Source organism: Mycobacterium sp. OAE908 (genome assembly GCF_017872775.1).
GTDB lineage: Bacteria > Actinomycetota > Actinomycetes > Mycobacteriales > Mycobacteriaceae > Mycobacterium.
Window position 1 is genome coordinate 3,398,725 of the sequence record NZ_JAGGJL010000001.1, and the last position, 13,385, is coordinate 3,412,109.

Annotated in this window: 14 protein-coding genes; 7 read left to right on the forward strand and 7 right to left on the reverse strand. The window is 65.6% G+C overall.

Going from position 1 to position 13,385, the window contains the following annotated elements; translation table 11 throughout:
• Positions 1-14: 14 nt before the first annotated feature.
• From J3E61_RS16715 to J3E61_RS16725, 3 genes are read left to right on the forward strand one after another with little or no spacing between them, the layout of a single operon-like run.
• Entirely contained in the window at positions 15-1,289 is a 1,275-nt protein-coding gene (locus J3E61_RS16715) for an amidohydrolase (RefSeq protein WP_210084297.1), read from the forward strand.
• Positions 1,290-1,324: 35 nt separating this feature from the next.
• A complete protein-coding gene (locus J3E61_RS16720) occupies positions 1,325-2,239 on the forward strand; it encodes a zinc-binding dehydrogenase (protein ID WP_210084298.1) in 915 nt (304 codons plus the stop codon).
• A gap of 26 nt (positions 2,240-2,265) precedes the next feature.
• Positions 2,266-3,444 (forward strand): acyl-CoA dehydrogenase, encoded by a 1,179-nt coding sequence (locus J3E61_RS16725; protein WP_210084299.1) that lies wholly within the window; start codon positions 2,266-2,268, stop codon positions 3,442-3,444.
• A gap of 201 nt (positions 3,445-3,645) precedes the next feature.
• Here J3E61_RS16725 and J3E61_RS16730 read toward each other — a convergent pair whose 3' ends face one another.
• The 3 genes from J3E61_RS16730 to J3E61_RS16740 form a co-directional block, all read right to left on the reverse strand.
• Positions 3,646-4,737 (reverse strand): hypothetical protein, encoded by a 1,092-nt coding sequence (locus J3E61_RS16730; protein ID WP_192721882.1) that lies wholly within the window; start codon positions 4,735-4,737, stop codon positions 3,646-3,648.
• Between the two features lie 347 nt (positions 4,738-5,084).
• Positions 5,085-7,697 (reverse strand): ATP-binding cassette domain-containing protein, encoded by a 2,613-nt coding sequence (locus J3E61_RS16735; RefSeq protein WP_210084300.1) that lies wholly within the window; start codon positions 7,695-7,697, stop codon positions 5,085-5,087.
• 55 nt (positions 7,698-7,752) lie between these two features.
• Positions 7,753-8,151, reverse strand: a complete 399-nt coding sequence (locus J3E61_RS16740) for a nuclear transport factor 2 family protein (RefSeq protein ID WP_210084301.1) — start codon at positions 8,149-8,151, stop codon at positions 7,753-7,755.
• Between the two features lie 49 nt (positions 8,152-8,200).
• Between J3E61_RS16740 and J3E61_RS16745 the strand changes: the two genes are divergently transcribed.
• Positions 8,201-8,764: a TetR/AcrR family transcriptional regulator gene (locus J3E61_RS16745; protein WP_210084302.1), complete on the forward strand. Its 564-nt coding sequence runs from the start codon at positions 8,201-8,203 to the stop codon at positions 8,762-8,764.
• A gap of 62 nt (positions 8,765-8,826) precedes the next feature.
• A complete protein-coding gene (locus J3E61_RS16750; RefSeq protein ID WP_210084303.1) occupies positions 8,827-9,300 on the forward strand; it encodes a hypothetical protein in 474 nt (157 codons plus the stop codon).
• Here J3E61_RS16750 and J3E61_RS16755 read toward each other — a convergent pair.
• Positions 9,297-10,490 carry an NADH:flavin oxidoreductase gene (locus tag J3E61_RS16755; RefSeq protein ID WP_210084304.1) on the reverse strand — a complete coding sequence of 398 codons (1,194 nt, stop codon included), beginning with the start codon at positions 10,488-10,490 and terminating at the stop codon, positions 9,297-9,299. The two genes, J3E61_RS16750 and J3E61_RS16755, sit on opposite strands and share 4 nt — an antisense overlap.
• A 27-nt stretch (positions 10,491-10,517) precedes the next feature.
• Between J3E61_RS16755 and J3E61_RS16760 the strand changes: the two genes are divergently transcribed.
• Together J3E61_RS16760 and J3E61_RS16765 are read left to right on the forward strand one after the other, a co-directional pair.
• Positions 10,518-11,369 (forward strand): bifunctional methylenetetrahydrofolate dehydrogenase/methenyltetrahydrofolate cyclohydrolase, encoded by an 852-nt coding sequence (locus J3E61_RS16760; RefSeq protein WP_192721878.1) that lies wholly within the window; start codon positions 10,518-10,520, stop codon positions 11,367-11,369.
• Between the two features lie 28 nt (positions 11,370-11,397).
• On the forward strand, positions 11,398-11,691 hold the full coding sequence (locus J3E61_RS16765) for a DUF3017 domain-containing protein (RefSeq protein ID WP_192721877.1): 294 nt from the start codon (positions 11,398-11,400) through the stop codon (positions 11,689-11,691).
• 4 nt (positions 11,692-11,695) lie between these two features.
• On the opposite strand, the gene J3E61_RS16770 is transcribed toward J3E61_RS16765, so the two are convergent.
• The 3 genes from J3E61_RS16770 to J3E61_RS16780 all read right to left on the reverse strand — a co-directional run bounded on the left by J3E61_RS16770 (position 11,696) and on the right by J3E61_RS16780 (position 13,350).
• Complete coding sequence (locus J3E61_RS16770; RefSeq protein ID WP_210084305.1) at positions 11,696-12,271, reverse strand: dihydrofolate reductase family protein; 576 nt, start codon at positions 12,269-12,271, stop codon at positions 11,696-11,698.
• 77 nt (positions 12,272-12,348) lie between these two features.
• Positions 12,349-12,990: a zeta toxin family protein gene (locus J3E61_RS16775; protein WP_210084306.1), complete on the reverse strand. Its 642-nt coding sequence runs from the start codon at positions 12,988-12,990 to the stop codon at positions 12,349-12,351.
• 9 nt (positions 12,991-12,999) lie between these two features.
• On the reverse strand, positions 13,000-13,350 hold the full coding sequence (locus J3E61_RS16780; RefSeq protein ID WP_210084307.1) for a type II toxin-antitoxin system Phd/YefM family antitoxin: 351 nt from the start codon (positions 13,348-13,350) through the stop codon (positions 13,000-13,002).
• Positions 13,351-13,385 lie beyond the last annotated feature (35 nt).

The window sequence follows — 13,385 nt, forward strand, 5'->3', positions numbered from 1 at the left end:
GCGAGGATGAGCCCATGGCTGCTACCTGGGACACGATCGATCGCTACGTTGTCATTTCGACGGACACCCACGCGGGGGCTGATCTATACGACTACAAGCCGTACCTGCCGGCCCGGCTGCACGACGAGTTCGACGCGTGGGCAAAGACCTACGTGAGTCCGTTCGACGACCTGGTTATTGCCACTGCGCAGCGCAACTGGGACCACGACATGCGGATGTCCGAAATGGACGCCGACGGGGTTGCCGCCGAGGTGCTACTCCCCAACACGATTCCCCCGTTCTTCCCGACCACACCCAACATCACCATCAGCCTGCCGAGTACCCGCGAAGAGTTCGAAAAGCGTTGGGCAGGAGTGCAAGCGCACAATCGCTGGCAGGTCGACTTCTGTTCATTGGCCCCCACGCGCCGCAGGGGTTTGATCCAGATCTTCCCCAACGACATCGAGCTGGCCCTCGAAGAGATCCGATGGGGCGCAACGCAGGAGTGCTTCGGCGGCGTGCTCATCCCCGCCGTCTCACCCGGTGATCCGACCGTCGCCCCGCTGTTCCATACCCGCTACGAACCGATCTGGGCGCGCTGCACCGAACTCGACCTGACAGTGGTCCAGCACGCCGGAGCAGGGAGTCCGGCGATGCCGATGGATCAGCCGGCCTCCAACGCCGTACTGGTCACCGAGATGGCAATGTGGGCCCAACGCACCGTCAGCCACCTCGTCCTTGCCGGCGTCTTCGAGCGTCATCCGACCCTGCGGTTCGTGCCGACGGAGCAGGGCACGATGTGGCTGCAGCACCAGATGATGATGCTCGACGCGATGGTGCCGAGCATGAAATCCGAAGCAGGCAACCGCACCTATGGCGTGTTCGGCGGATCGTCGGTCGACGAGTTGACCATGGCGCCAAGCGATTACGCGAAGCGGAATTGCTACCTCGCGGCAGAACTCATGCCGTTCGAGGATTCGATGATCGACTACATGGGTGCCGATCACATCATGTGGGGCAGCGATTATCCGCACGAGGAAGGCTTCGCGCCGCATTCCAAGCTCGCCATCAGGTGGGCCTTGCACCACCGGCCCGAGGACGCCTGCCGCAAGATTCTGGCCGGCAACGCGGGGCGGTTGTACCGCTTCGACCTCGAAGCCTTGGCGCCAGTCGCCGCCAAAATTGGTCCGACGGTCGCCGAGGTCCATACGCCGTTGGGGGACACGGGTTACGTCGCTCCGGCCGCGTTCGGCTACCGACCATTCGAAGGTGGCCTCGCGCTGAAGCGGCTTGCGCCGGCCCGCAGCTAGGGGAATAACTGCCGCGTAGCCGGGTTGACGGTGGCATGCGAGCAGTCATCTACGACCCTCAGGCACGGGCGACCCTGCGACTTGCCGACGTCGACGAGCCCGTCGCCGCCGAATCCGAGGCGATCATCGAAGTGCGGGCAACAGCACTGAACTTCGGCGAGGTGCACTTCATCGATCGGATGCGTCAACCCGGCGAAGTACCGGGTTGGGACGCCGCGGGTGTGGTTGCTCAGGCCGCCGCGGACGGTTCTGGCCCACCGGTCGGCAGCCGCGTCGTCGGGTTCAACGGCGCAGGCGGCTGGGCGCAGCGGCGGGCGGTGCCGACGGAAAACCTTGCCCTGCTTCCGGATTCGGTGGACTTCGGGCCAGCGGCCGCTCTGCCGGTCGCGGGCGTCACAGCATTACAGGCGCTGCGCAGACTCGGGCCGGTGGTCGGGCGTCGGGTGCTGATCACGGGAGCGTCGGGCGGTGTCGGCCGCTTCGCGGTTCAGCTGGCGGCACGGGCGGGCGCACACGTGATCGCGGCGGTCGGTTCTGCGGCACGCGGGGCGGGTCTGGGCGACCTCGGCGCGGCGGAGGTCGTCGTCGGGCTGGCGGATGTCACCGACCCCGTCTTCGGCGTTCTGGACAACGTCGGCGGACAACTGCTCGCTGATGCGTTCCGTCTCGTCGACGACGGTGGCTCAGCGCAATCCATCGGGATGGCGTCGAACCAACCCACGACCATCGACTTCGAGGCCGAGCGACAGTTCGGCGTGCACAAGCGGTTGGAACCGTTCACCGTTCGCGCGCCGTTCGGGCCGGATCTCGGGTATCTGGTGGAACTGTTGGTCGCCGGCGAGATCGATCCGCAGATTGGATTGCGGACGTCATGGGACGAGGTAGCGGACGCGGCCGAGGCGCTGCTCGACCGTCGGGTCGCAGGCAAGGCGGTTTTGGACGTGGTCTGAGCCGCGACAGGATACGGTCATCGACCATGACGTCGACACTGGACAGCGAGGTCGTCGCGCGGGCGCGCGGAATGCGCGAACTGGTGCGAGCAGAGGCCGCCGAGTCGGAGCGATTGCGGACCTTGTCGCCCGCGATCGTCGACGAGATGTGGGCGAGTGGCTTGATGTCGTCGTTCAATCCCGTCGCGGCGGGTGGCGTCGAGCCGACGTTCGCCGAGATGATCGAGACGTGGATCGAAATGGCTTGGCAGGACGGCTCGTTCGGATGGTGTGGCATCGCCAACCTGCCGTCGACGTTCGCCGCCGGGGCTTATCTGCCCGACGAGGGCTTCGCCGAGGTGTTCACCGCCAACGACAACCGAATCACCATGGGCGGCCAGTTCTTTCCGAACGGGCAAGGTCATGCCGTCGACGGCGGTTACAAGTTGACCGGATCGTGGAGCTTCGGGTCGGGCACCGGCCATTCGGAGTACATCGCGGCTGGGTTCATGCCGATGGACGACGGTGAGGTCCGCTGGATCAGTGAGGGCCTGCCCGACATGCAGGTGGCGATCGTGCCGCGCGCGGACATCGCGTTCACCGATGGCTGGTTTGTGCAGGGGCTCAAGGGAACTGGATCCTATGACTACAACGCTGCGGATGTGTTCGTGCCGCAGTGCCGGACCTTTCCGTTGATGGTCCGTGAGCCGCAGCGGGGTACGTCGCCGGCGACACGCATGGGCTTGATGCCCGTCGTCGCCGCCGGGCACGCGTCGTGGGCGCTGGGGGTGGCCAAGAGCATGCTCGACGACGTCGAGGAGCTGGCCGCCACGAAGTTCCGGATGAGCGACATGGCTTCGCTGGCCAGCCGTCCGACATTTCAGAAAGGTTTGGCGCATCACGTCGCATCGTGGCGGGCCGCCCGCCTGCTGGTGCTCGACGCATTCACAACTGCGGAGTCTGCGGTGGGTGCAGGCAACGACCTCACCCCGGGGTTGCGCGCCGATATGCGGGTGGCCGCCGTCTACGCCACCGACGTGGCACGGGCATGCGGAGAGTGGGCCCATCTGGTGGCCGGCACCAGTTCGATCCGCGAAGGCAGCCGGTTGGAGCGTGCCTTCCGCGATTTGTACACCGGTACGCAGCATGCGTTCATCAGCGAGAAGGTCGCCATCGATGCGGCCCAGATCTGGCTCGGCATCCTCGAAGACCAGCCGGGCCTGTAGGCGGCGGCGACGCTGCGTCTAGCAGAGCGCTGGGACGCCGCCGATCTGCCGGTCGCCGAAAACGCCTATGCATTGCGGCCCAATCGTTGGCTCAGCGCGAACAGCGTTGGCGGACAACCAAAATGATCGTCCGAAACGCCCTCGCCTCAAAAGGCAATGCAGTCGAATAGGAATCAGCACTCGGGTCTGTTTTGTCGGTAGTTATGGCAGATAGTCGACGGCGAAAGTGACATCGACGGCATAGTGCAAGTCGCCCGAAGTTGCGGGGATGTCCATCTTGAAGCTGCTGCTGGTCACCTTCTCCGAAGGCCCGTCGGGCAGATCGAGCCGCCTGCCCCGATCAATCCCACTGCCGGCAGTGTCGTCGCCCCAGGGCGCGTCATCTTCTCGCGCCCATGAGTGAACCCAGATACAGGTGCGCCCCGCAGCAACCGTCTGTGCGTCCGACTCTATGTAGGCGAAGCCCACCGTGTAAGGACGGTCGGTCTCGCCCCAGTCATCGAGGTTGGGCTCAGGGAGGTTGAACCGTTCCAATGAATTCAACGGGCCGGTGTCGGATCCCGCGGAAACCTCGAACCAGAAGTCGCCTTCACCGGTAGTCGCCCAGTCGCCGTCGTTGAATACGTGCATTTTAGGGAACTGCACCGTCAGCTTGCGTTTGAGGGAGTCCTGCTCGACATCGAGTATCTCCCAATTGCCACCAGCATCGACCACCATCGCGGTGAGGAAATAGTGATGCCCGGGTACCAGCGGCTTGAGCTCGAACATATGACTCACAGCGGGGCCGAGCGGCGCGGGAATGACGGCATCGGGATCAACCAATTTTGGGATACCGATTGCGTCGGAAACGGCCGGTGATCGACTGGCACCGGCGAGCACGAGGGTCGTCGGCTTATTGGTTTTTATTCCGTGGCTCAGCCATGTGCCCCCACCCGTGCCACTGTGATCGCTAATCAGTCTCCTTGCCGCCGGTTTCTTGAAGACCGCGACGACAACGACCTTCGTACCCACCGGGTCCGTCGAGACCGGAGTGTGCAGCGAATCGAACAATCCTGCGGTGTAAATCTCGCCGGGGCTCAGGGTGATCGAGTAATTTCCGGAGAAGTCGGCCTCATCACCTAGCCCCGTCAACGTGTGGACATTGACTTTCGTCCAACCCATCCCGGGCTTTTTCTCCCACAGTTCCTCAGCCTGTTCCTTCTTGTACTTCACATTGGTATTTCCGGTGGCCTCGGGTGGAGAGATGGTGTTGTCAACGACGATCGGATTGGGATCGGCCTTAATGGTGCTCATGGTCGTTGCTCCTGGCGTGGTGATTTTCCTGAGAGCTGATGTACCGCTCTCGTACCACTCTGTTTTTCGATCACGAAGGCGCCGCCGGCTCTGGCTCGAACGCTACGCGTCATAGGCACCGCAGGCGGCCTTTACCGATATTCGCGCGAGCGACTTGCCGGCCGAATTCGCTATTGATCAGCCGCGTTTAAATTCAATTCCGCGGCCGCGAAACGGCCGTCCTCCCGTTCGAGAACTTGGATTTTCGCCGTCAATCCCGAAAGGCCGTCGCCATGCAGCGCGAAACCCATGTGGCACAAGCTAGTTGGACACCAATTCGCACGACTCGCTGACGGCCACGCAGTGGCCTAGCCGCCCTTGAGGCGAATCTTCCAGCGCACGAAGCTGATGTAGCCGACGCAGATCGCACCGAGCATGGCCATGTTGAACCACCACGTGCCCGCCTGGTGTTTCCAGTGCGAATCCTGCGGCGTCAGCGGACCGGGGACGAGTCTGAGCAGATCGATCGTCGACGCGGTGCTCGCGAACCCCCAGCGGGCCGGGGTGATCCAGGACAACTGATCGAGGCCGATACGGCCGGTCACCGGAATCATGCCGCCCTGGAACACCAACTGCGACATGATCGCGATCACCAGCAGCGGCATGATCTGCTCGTTCGACTTGGCCAGCGCCGAGAGCGCCAAACCCGTCATCGCGGCGGCCACACAGCACGCCGCGACGTCGACGTAAAGCTCCAGGGTCCGAGGGGGTATGACGGCGCCGCTGGTCACGGCTCCCGGGCCCCACTTCTTGCCCCACACGTTGATGCCGACGACGATCGCCGACTGCAACAACGCGAACCCGGCGAAGACGAAGACCTTGGCCAAGATGTACGCGGAGGTCGACAGCCCAACCGCCTGCTCGCGCAGGAAGATCGCCCGCTCGCCGATGAGCGCGCGGATCGTCAGCGCAGTGCCCATGAAGATCGCGCCGACGTTGAGCAGCACCAGGATCTGTCCCGGCTCGTTGGGCGCCTCGCCGCCCTTTATCGCGGGAACGGGCACGCCGAATCCGACGTCGCCGGGCACCGACAACGACAGCACGCCCATGATGAACGGCAGGAACGCCAGGAAGATGAAGTAGCCGCGATCGGAAACGATCAGCCGCATCTGACGGCGCGCGATCGTCGAAAACTGCCGTGGCAGACTGGTTTTCGTCGGCTGGCCGAGGTCTGCGGGTTTCTGCGCCGGTGGCTGCGGCGGCGGCGGGCCGTGCTGTGCGATGAACCGCTTGTTCGCGGCATCGGGATCGCTTGCGACAGTGCTGAAGATGTCGGCCCAGTTGGTGGTGCCCATCGACGCGCCGATCTGGTTGGGCGGCCCGTAGAACGCCGTCTTGCCGCCGGGAGCCAGCAGCAGCACCTGGTCGCAGACATCGAGATACGTCAGCGAGTGCGTGACAACCAGCACCACACGGCCTGCGTCAGCCAGTTGGCGCAGCATCGTCATCACCTGACGGTCCAGCGCCGGGTCAAGGCCGGACGTCGGCTCGTCGAGGATCAGCAGCGACGGCCCGGTGAGCAGTTCCATGGCCACCGACGCACGCTTGCGTTGGCCGCCGGACAGCTTGTCCACCCGCGTTTCGCGGTGCTTGGTCATCTCGAGTTCGTCGAGCACCTGAGCGACGACCTGGGCGCGGTCCTCCTTGGAGGTGTCCGGCGGCAGTCGAAGCTCAGCGGCATACATCAGCGCCTGGCTGACGGTCAGCTGGCCGTGCACCACGTCGTCTTGGGGCACCATGCCGATGCGGGAACGCAGCGATGCGTACTCCGCGTGAATGTCGTGGCCCTCGAACGAAACCGTGCCCGTCGTCGGATGGGTGTAGCCCGCCACCAGGCGCGCGAACGTCGACTTGCCCGCGCCTGAAGGCCCGATGACCGCGGTCAGCGTGCCAGGCCGGGCGGAGATCGAGATGTTGTCCAGCAGCGTCTTGTTGCCCTCGATGGTCCATGTGACGCCATGCACCTCGAGGCCGCCGGTGCGGGTCGCTGCCTCGGTCTCGGTGCGGCGAACCAGCGTGCCGCCGCGGAAAACCAGGTCGACGTTGCCGATCGTGACGGTGTCACCGTCGTGTAGGACCGCCGACTCAACGCGCGCACCGTTGACGAAAGTGCCGTTGATGCTGCGGTTGTCGATAATCTCCGTGCCGCTGCCAGTGGTCACCAATGTCGCGTGATGGCGGCCCGCCAGCACATCGGGAATGACGATGTCGTTGTCGGTGGCCCGCCCGATCTTGATCGACCCCGGGGGCGCCTTGGGCGCACCGCCGGGCCGCAGGATCTTGAGCATGCTCGTCGCGAGGTTGCCCTCGCTCGTGCGCGGCGCGGCCGTCGGACCCATCTGGGTGACGGACTCCAGGCTGGGCGAGGAGATCGACGGCTGCGACACGGCGGCGGGCCGGGCCTGCTGCGGTGTGCTCGGCGGATACGCCGGTCCGCTCGGATAGGAGTGCGGACCGGACGGGTAGCGCGCCTGCTGGCCCGACGGGTACACCGGCGGCTGCGGGGGAGGGGTGTGCGGTCGCGACGTCGGTGGCTGCATGGGGTACGCCGGGCTTGGCCGAGACGCCACCGGCACCGATGTGGTCTGCGGCGGCATGCCGGCCGATCCCTGGTGGCGACCGACCTCGAACGACAGCCCCGGACCGTCGGGGTTGCCGATGTTGACCTGCATGCCGTCGTGGATATCGGCCGTCGGCACCCGGTGGCCGTTGACGTAGAGGCCATTCAGGCTGCCGTTGTCGATCGCGACCCAGCGACCCTGGTCGAATCGCAGCACCAGGTGTGCGCGTGAGATCAGCGGGTTTCCGACGCGGACGTCGGCGCGCAGGTCGCGGCCGACCACAACGTCGTTGCCCGGCGAAAAGGTCCGCGTCGATCCCTCGTGCCGAACGGTCAGCGCGGGTGGGTTTGGTCGGCTCATCGGCACCGACTCTATCGGTCCCGAGGCCGGATGGAGTGCTGCTCGGTGGGGCGCGTCAGGTCGCCTGCCCGATGCTCCATCTTGCAGTGTCGGTGATCTGTCGCAGCTCCGCGATCCGGTCCCCGCGTGTGGTGATGATGTGGGCGAAGGCGGCGTCGACGGTCGAACCGCCGTCGCGGGCTGGGCCCCAGTACCGGCCGAGCACCACCACCCGCTCATCGTCGACCGGCAGATAGTCCAGCGGATCGACGTGCATGTCGTAGACGGACGCGATGCGAGCCCATACGCCGGTGATCATGTCGGCCGGGCCGCGATGCTCACCGCCGACACCGTGTGGCATGCCTGCGCTGACGATGCCGACGAAATCCTCTGTGAGCAAACCGAATAGGGCTTCACCGTCGGCGTGCGCCATCGCGTCGTAAAGCCGGCGAGCCACTGCGGTGGGAGTAGGCATGCGACCTCCAATCTGTTTTAGAGACTACTCTCTACTATAGAGTGGGGCAATGCCGCGGCCCGCGATCTTCGCCCTCGACGAGCTGTTGGACGCCGCCGCGGCGCTGCTGGCCGCCGAGGGCCCGGCGGCGGTGACCATGTCGGCGGTCGCCCGCGCGGCAGGCGCACCGAGCGGGTCGATGTATCACCGCTTCCCCACGCGCGCGGCCCTGTGCGGCGAACTGTGGCTGCGCACCGAGGAGAGGTTTCACGCCGGGTTCACCGCGGCGCTATCGAGCTCGGCCGACCCGCAGAAGAGATGTGTGGCCGCGGCGCGGTTCACGGTGCAGTGGTGCGGCGACCACCCGATTGAGGCTCAGGTGCTGCTAGCGGGTGCCGACGCCCTTGGCGCCGCCGAGTGGCCCGACGAACTGGCAGGTCGCCACAAACGGCTGCAGCGTGCGCTGCGCAGGAATCTGGCCGACGTGAGCGTTGACCCAGACCTGGTCAACGCGGCGGTGATCGATATCCCGTATGCGGTCGTGCGCAGGCACCTGGCCGCGGGAAAGCCGATCCCGGCGAGCGCGGAGGCGATCGTCGAACGATGCGCGCGGGCACTTATACGGTCTAGTTAACTTTTCGGCCACGCCACGGCGCGTCGCGCACGCTCACAAGCGCGAGCATGCTCTGGTTAGGCATGCGGTCTGTGAAGGCCACGCCATGGCGCCACGGCAAACTGGGGCGAGCGATGCTCCCGGTGCTCTTGGTCTGCGCCGGTCTCATCGTCGCGCTGCTGCTGGCGAATCAGTTGTCAAAGGCAGGCGCCGAGCCCGGCGCGTTTGCCACCGACGATCGCGGGTTCATCGACAGGGCGGCCCGCTGCGACGGGCCGAAGTCCGCCGTCGCGCTCGGGCGTACCGAGCAATCGCTGGTGGTGATCTGCGTCGATGGCAAGGGCCACTACGAATACCGCGGTATGCGGGTGAAGGACGATTACGCGCTCAAGGTGCCCGGCGCCGGGGTGGAGGGCGGGAAGTATGTGGCCCGCAACGACAAGTTCACCTACATCTTCTCGGCGAAGGAACTGATGATCCTGCAGGGCTGGGGATGGGTGATCCACAAGGAGCCCATGGTCGCGTTCGTGGAGCCGCGAGGATCTGCCGGCGGTTAGCCGATTGCGACGCGATCCGGTGATCCGGTGACCACGCAGTGGGTGTGGCTGTAGATCGTCGACATGCAGATGTTGCAGTGCGTGCACGCCGATCGAACAGCGCTGTCGGCCCGGATGCGGTTGATCAGATCAGGTTCGGCCAGCAGCGCCCGGCCCATCGCGACGAAGTCGAACCCCTCGGCCATCGCGAGGTCCATGGTCTCGCGGTTGGTGATGCCGCCCAGCAGGATCAGCGGCATCTTCAACTCGGCGCGAAACAGCTTGGCGTCGCGCAGTAGGTACGCCTCGCGGTAGGGGTACTCGCGGAAGAACTTCTTGCCCGTCATCCGGATGCCCCACCGCAGCGGCGGTTTGAACGCACTCGCGAACTGCTTCACCGGAGCGTCGCCGCGGAACAGATACATCGGGTTGACCAGTGAGCTGCCCGCGGTCAACTCGATCGCGTCCAGGGCGCCGTCGGACTCGAGCCACTTGGCGGTCTGCAGCGACTCCTCCGTCGAAATGCCGCCACGCACACCGTCGGACATGTTGAGTTTGGCCGTCACCGCGATCTGGTCCTTGACCGCCCGCCGCACGGCCAGCACCATGCCGCGCGCCACCTTCGCGCGGTTCTCCAGCGATCCGCCGAATTCGTCGGCGCGGCGGTTGATCAGCGGGCTGAGGAAGGAGCTAGCGAAATAGTTGTGGCCGAGGTGGATCTCGACCGCGTCGAATCCGGCGTCGATCGCGTAGCGCGCCGCGTCGGCGTGCGCCTTGATGATGTTGTCGATGTCGTCTTTGGTGGCCTTTTTTGCGAAGCGCATGGAGAGCGGATTGAAGAACCGCACCGGTGCGTACGCCGTCGCTTTCGTCGACCGGGCATTGGCCACCGGCCCGGCGTGACCGATCTGCGCGCTGATCGCCGCGCCCTCGGCATGGATGGCCGCCGTGAGTTTCTGCAGCCCGGGGATGGCCTCGGGGCGCCACCAGATCACGTTGCCCTCGGTGCGCCCGCCTTTCGACACGGCCAGGTACGCGACGGTGGTCATCCCCACGCCGCCCGCTGCGGGCAGCCGGTGATAGGTGATGAGGTCGTCGGTGACGAGCGCGTTCGGCGACGACGCCTCGAACGTCGCCGCCTTGATGATGCGGTTGCGCAGCGTCACCGGGCCGAGCTTGGCCGGGGTGAACACATTCCGGGGAGTGTCCATGCAGGGGAGCCTGCCACAATGTGATCCGTGGGTGCGATGACACTGGACGGTAAGGCCACGCGCGACGAGATCTTCGTCGACCTGAAGGAACGGGTGGCGGCGCTGACCGCGGCGGGCCGGACCCCAGGGTTGGGCACGGTCCTGGTCGGTGACGACCCCGGCTCCCACGCCTACGTGCGGGGCAAGCACGCCGACTGCGCCAAGGTCGGCATCAACTCGATCCGCCGCGATCTGCCCGCCGACATCAGCCAGGCCAAGCTCGACGAGACCATCGACGAACTCAACGCCAACCCCGAATGCACGGGCTACATCGTGCAGCTGCCGCTGCCCAAGCACCTCAACGAGAACGCCGCTTTGGAGCGTGTCGACCCGGGCAAGGACGCCGACGGGCTGCATCCGACCAATCTCGGCAGGCTGGTCCTCAACGAGCCGGCGCCGCTGCCGTGTACCCCGCGCGGCATCGTGCATCTGTTGCGCCGCTACGAGGTTGAGATCGCAGGCGCACAGGTCGTGGTGATCGGGCGTGGTGTCACCGTCGGCAGACCGCTGGGTCTGCTGCTGACGAGACGGTCGGAGAACGCGACAGTCACGTTGTGCCACACCGCAACTCGGCATCTGCCGCAGCTGACGCGCGAGGCCGACATCATCATCGCCGCCGCCGGAGTGCCCCACATGGTCACCGCCGAGATGGTGCGTCCTGGCGCCGCCGTCGTCGACGTCGGGGTGTCACGGGACGCCGAAGGAAAGTTGGTCGGCGACGTGGCGCCAGACGTGTGGGAGGTCGCCGGTCACGTATCGCCCAACCCCGGCGGTGTGGGCCCACTGACCCGCGCTTTCCTGCTGACGAATGTGGTCGAGCGAGCCGAAGCCTTGCAGTGACAGTGACGAGCGCTCGCGCGAGGAACCGATGACCTTGAAAGAGTTCGCCCGCAAGGTTTTTGGTGGGCAGTGGCCGATCCTGTTGGTCGGCGTCATCATTGCGGCCGCGTTCGGATTGGTGGTCGCAGGTTACTGGCGGCGCGGTGGACTGGTGCTCGCCATCGGCGTCGGTGTGGCCGCGGCGTTTCGGCTGGCGCTGCCCGAGGATCGGGTGGGTCTGCTGGCGGTGCGCAGCAGGACCATCGATTTCGTCACGACCGCGTCGGTCAGCGCGGCCATGCTCTACGTCGCGTGGACGATCGACCCGCTCGGCACCAGCTAGTCACTCAGACATGCAGGCTGGGGCGGTAGATGAGCTCTTGGATATGACCGTCGAGCGTCCGACTCTCGATCAACTCGAGATCGAAGTCCGCTGCGCCCGCGAAGATGGCGTCGTCGCCTGTCTGACCGGTGATGACGGGAAAGATCGTCACCTGGATGCGGTCGACCAGGCCGGCGGCCATCAGAGCCCGGTTCATCGACAGGCTGCCATGCGAACGCATCGGCACATCGGACTCGTCTTTGAGTCGTGCGACCACGTCGACGGCGTCACCGCTCACGATCGTCGCGTCCGGCCAGTCGAGAGGCCCGTTCAAAGTTGTGGACACGACGGTCGCCGGCAGGCTCCTCATGCGGGTCACCCATGGGTCGTGCACCGTCTCCTCGTCTGAGGCCAGTATCTCTGTGAACGCGCGATATGTGTTGGCGCCGAACACCATCCGCTGCTCGGCCTGATACAAGCCGAGGCGGTGGTCTAGCAGTTCGGGGCCTTGCTTACCCCAATATCCGCCCCAGTCGCCGCCGCTGACGCCGCCGTAGCCGTCGAGGCTGGAGAAGACGTCGAAGGTGTAGGTGGCGGTCATGATGCTCTCCTCGAGTGTGTGCTGGTTTTGAGAAGACAGACTGGGAACCGCGGCGAGACTCATCGCCGTTGGATTTTTCACCCCAATTTCAGGGCACCTGCGACGATCGGCTTCGCCCATTCGGGGGTCGACGAAAGGTCCGGCGGGCCAACGATGTCGCCGTGGTCGAGGTGCAAAACAAGCACCGGCCGCGGTGCCTGACCGGCCTTTGGATCGGCATCTGCGGAGTTGTCGTAGACGCGAAGTTCGGTCAGGTGTGGCAGCAACTGCACCAGATTCAGCCTGCTGTGCCGCCACCGGCGCCGGATGCTGGACTCCGGGATGTCATGACCGCCCGCCTGCACGCGGTTGCGGACCCGTTCGATGTGCAGATCGGGGCTCGCCAGTCCGACGTACCAGACGCGCACCTCGAATCCGTTGGCGGCGGCGTCGGCGAGCAGTCGCGGCATCGTGCTGCCACCGAGCGTGGTCTCGAACGCGAAGTCCTTGCGTTCGGCGATCGCTCGCTCCAGCAGCCGTCGGCCTTCATGCCACGCCGCGGCGTTGGCCTTGACCTGGTCGAGGCCGGGATTCGCGGCCATCAACTTCTGAGCCGCCTCGTCGGGATTGAAGTAGTCCGCGCCCGACGCACGGATCATTGCGCCACCGATGCTGCTCTTGCCCGCGCCGTTCACCCCGGCGAGGACGTACAGACGCGGTACCTGGGCCTTGCGGGCCATCCGGTCGGCTTACCGTTTGGCGCGGGCCGCCTTGACCGCCGCGCGGCCGAGTTGTTCGGGGGTGGCGTCGAACGCCGACGCCATCGCGCTCTTCGACTCCGGACTCTGCATACGCTCCAGCAGTTGGTCGAACTCCGCGGACAGATCGTCCAGCGCGGGTGTGCTGGCCTTGGTCAGCGCCTCGAACTCGGCGTAGGACAACAACACGGCCTTGGGCGTGTTGTGCTTGGTGATCGCGACCGCCCCGCCGAGGGCGGCCTGCTCGAAAATCGAGCCGAACTCGTTCTTGAAGCGGGTGGCGGCGACGGTCGGGACGTCGACCAGCTCGCCGTCGCGATTCCGAAAAGTCAAAGTGGCCATATCAGACATTCTAGCCATTCTGTCTGAAATGGCCA

Bases quoted from the DNA above. Each gene is read 5' to 3' on its own strand.
- J3E61_RS16715 (WP_210084297.1), top strand. From the start codon at position 15: ATGGCTGCTACCTGGGACACGATCGATCGCTACGTTGTCATTTCGACG.
- J3E61_RS16720 (WP_210084298.1), top strand. From the start codon at position 1,325: ATGCGAGCAGTCATCTACGACCCTCAGGCACGGGCGACCCTGCGACTT.
- J3E61_RS16725 (WP_210084299.1), top strand. From the start codon at position 2,266: ATGACGTCGACACTGGACAGCGAGGTCGTCGCGCGGGCGCGCGGAATG.
- J3E61_RS16730 (WP_192721882.1), bottom strand. From the start codon at position 4,737: ATGAGCACCATTAAGGCCGATCCCAATCCGATCGTCGTTGACAACACC.
- J3E61_RS16735 (WP_210084300.1), bottom strand. From the start codon at position 7,697: ATGAGCCGACCAAACCCACCCGCGCTGACCGTTCGGCACGAGGGATCG.
- J3E61_RS16740 (WP_210084301.1), bottom strand. From the start codon at position 8,151: ATGCCTACTCCCACCGCAGTGGCTCGCCGGCTTTACGACGCGATGGCG.
- J3E61_RS16745 (WP_210084302.1), top strand. From the start codon at position 8,201: ATGCCGCGGCCCGCGATCTTCGCCCTCGACGAGCTGTTGGACGCCGCC.
- J3E61_RS16750 (WP_210084303.1), top strand. From the start codon at position 8,827: ATGCGGTCTGTGAAGGCCACGCCATGGCGCCACGGCAAACTGGGGCGA.
- J3E61_RS16755 (WP_210084304.1), bottom strand. From the start codon at position 10,490: ATGGACACTCCCCGGAATGTGTTCACCCCGGCCAAGCTCGGCCCGGTG.
- J3E61_RS16765 (WP_192721877.1), top strand. From the start codon at position 11,398: ATGACCTTGAAAGAGTTCGCCCGCAAGGTTTTTGGTGGGCAGTGGCCG.
- J3E61_RS16770 (WP_210084305.1), bottom strand. From the start codon at position 12,271: ATGACCGCCACCTACACCTTCGACGTCTTCTCCAGCCTCGACGGCTAC.
- J3E61_RS16775 (WP_210084306.1), bottom strand. From the start codon at position 12,990: ATGGCCCGCAAGGCCCAGGTACCGCGTCTGTACGTCCTCGCCGGGGTG.
- J3E61_RS16780 (WP_210084307.1), bottom strand. From the start codon at position 13,350: ATGGCCACTTTGACTTTTCGGAATCGCGACGGCGAGCTGGTCGACGTC.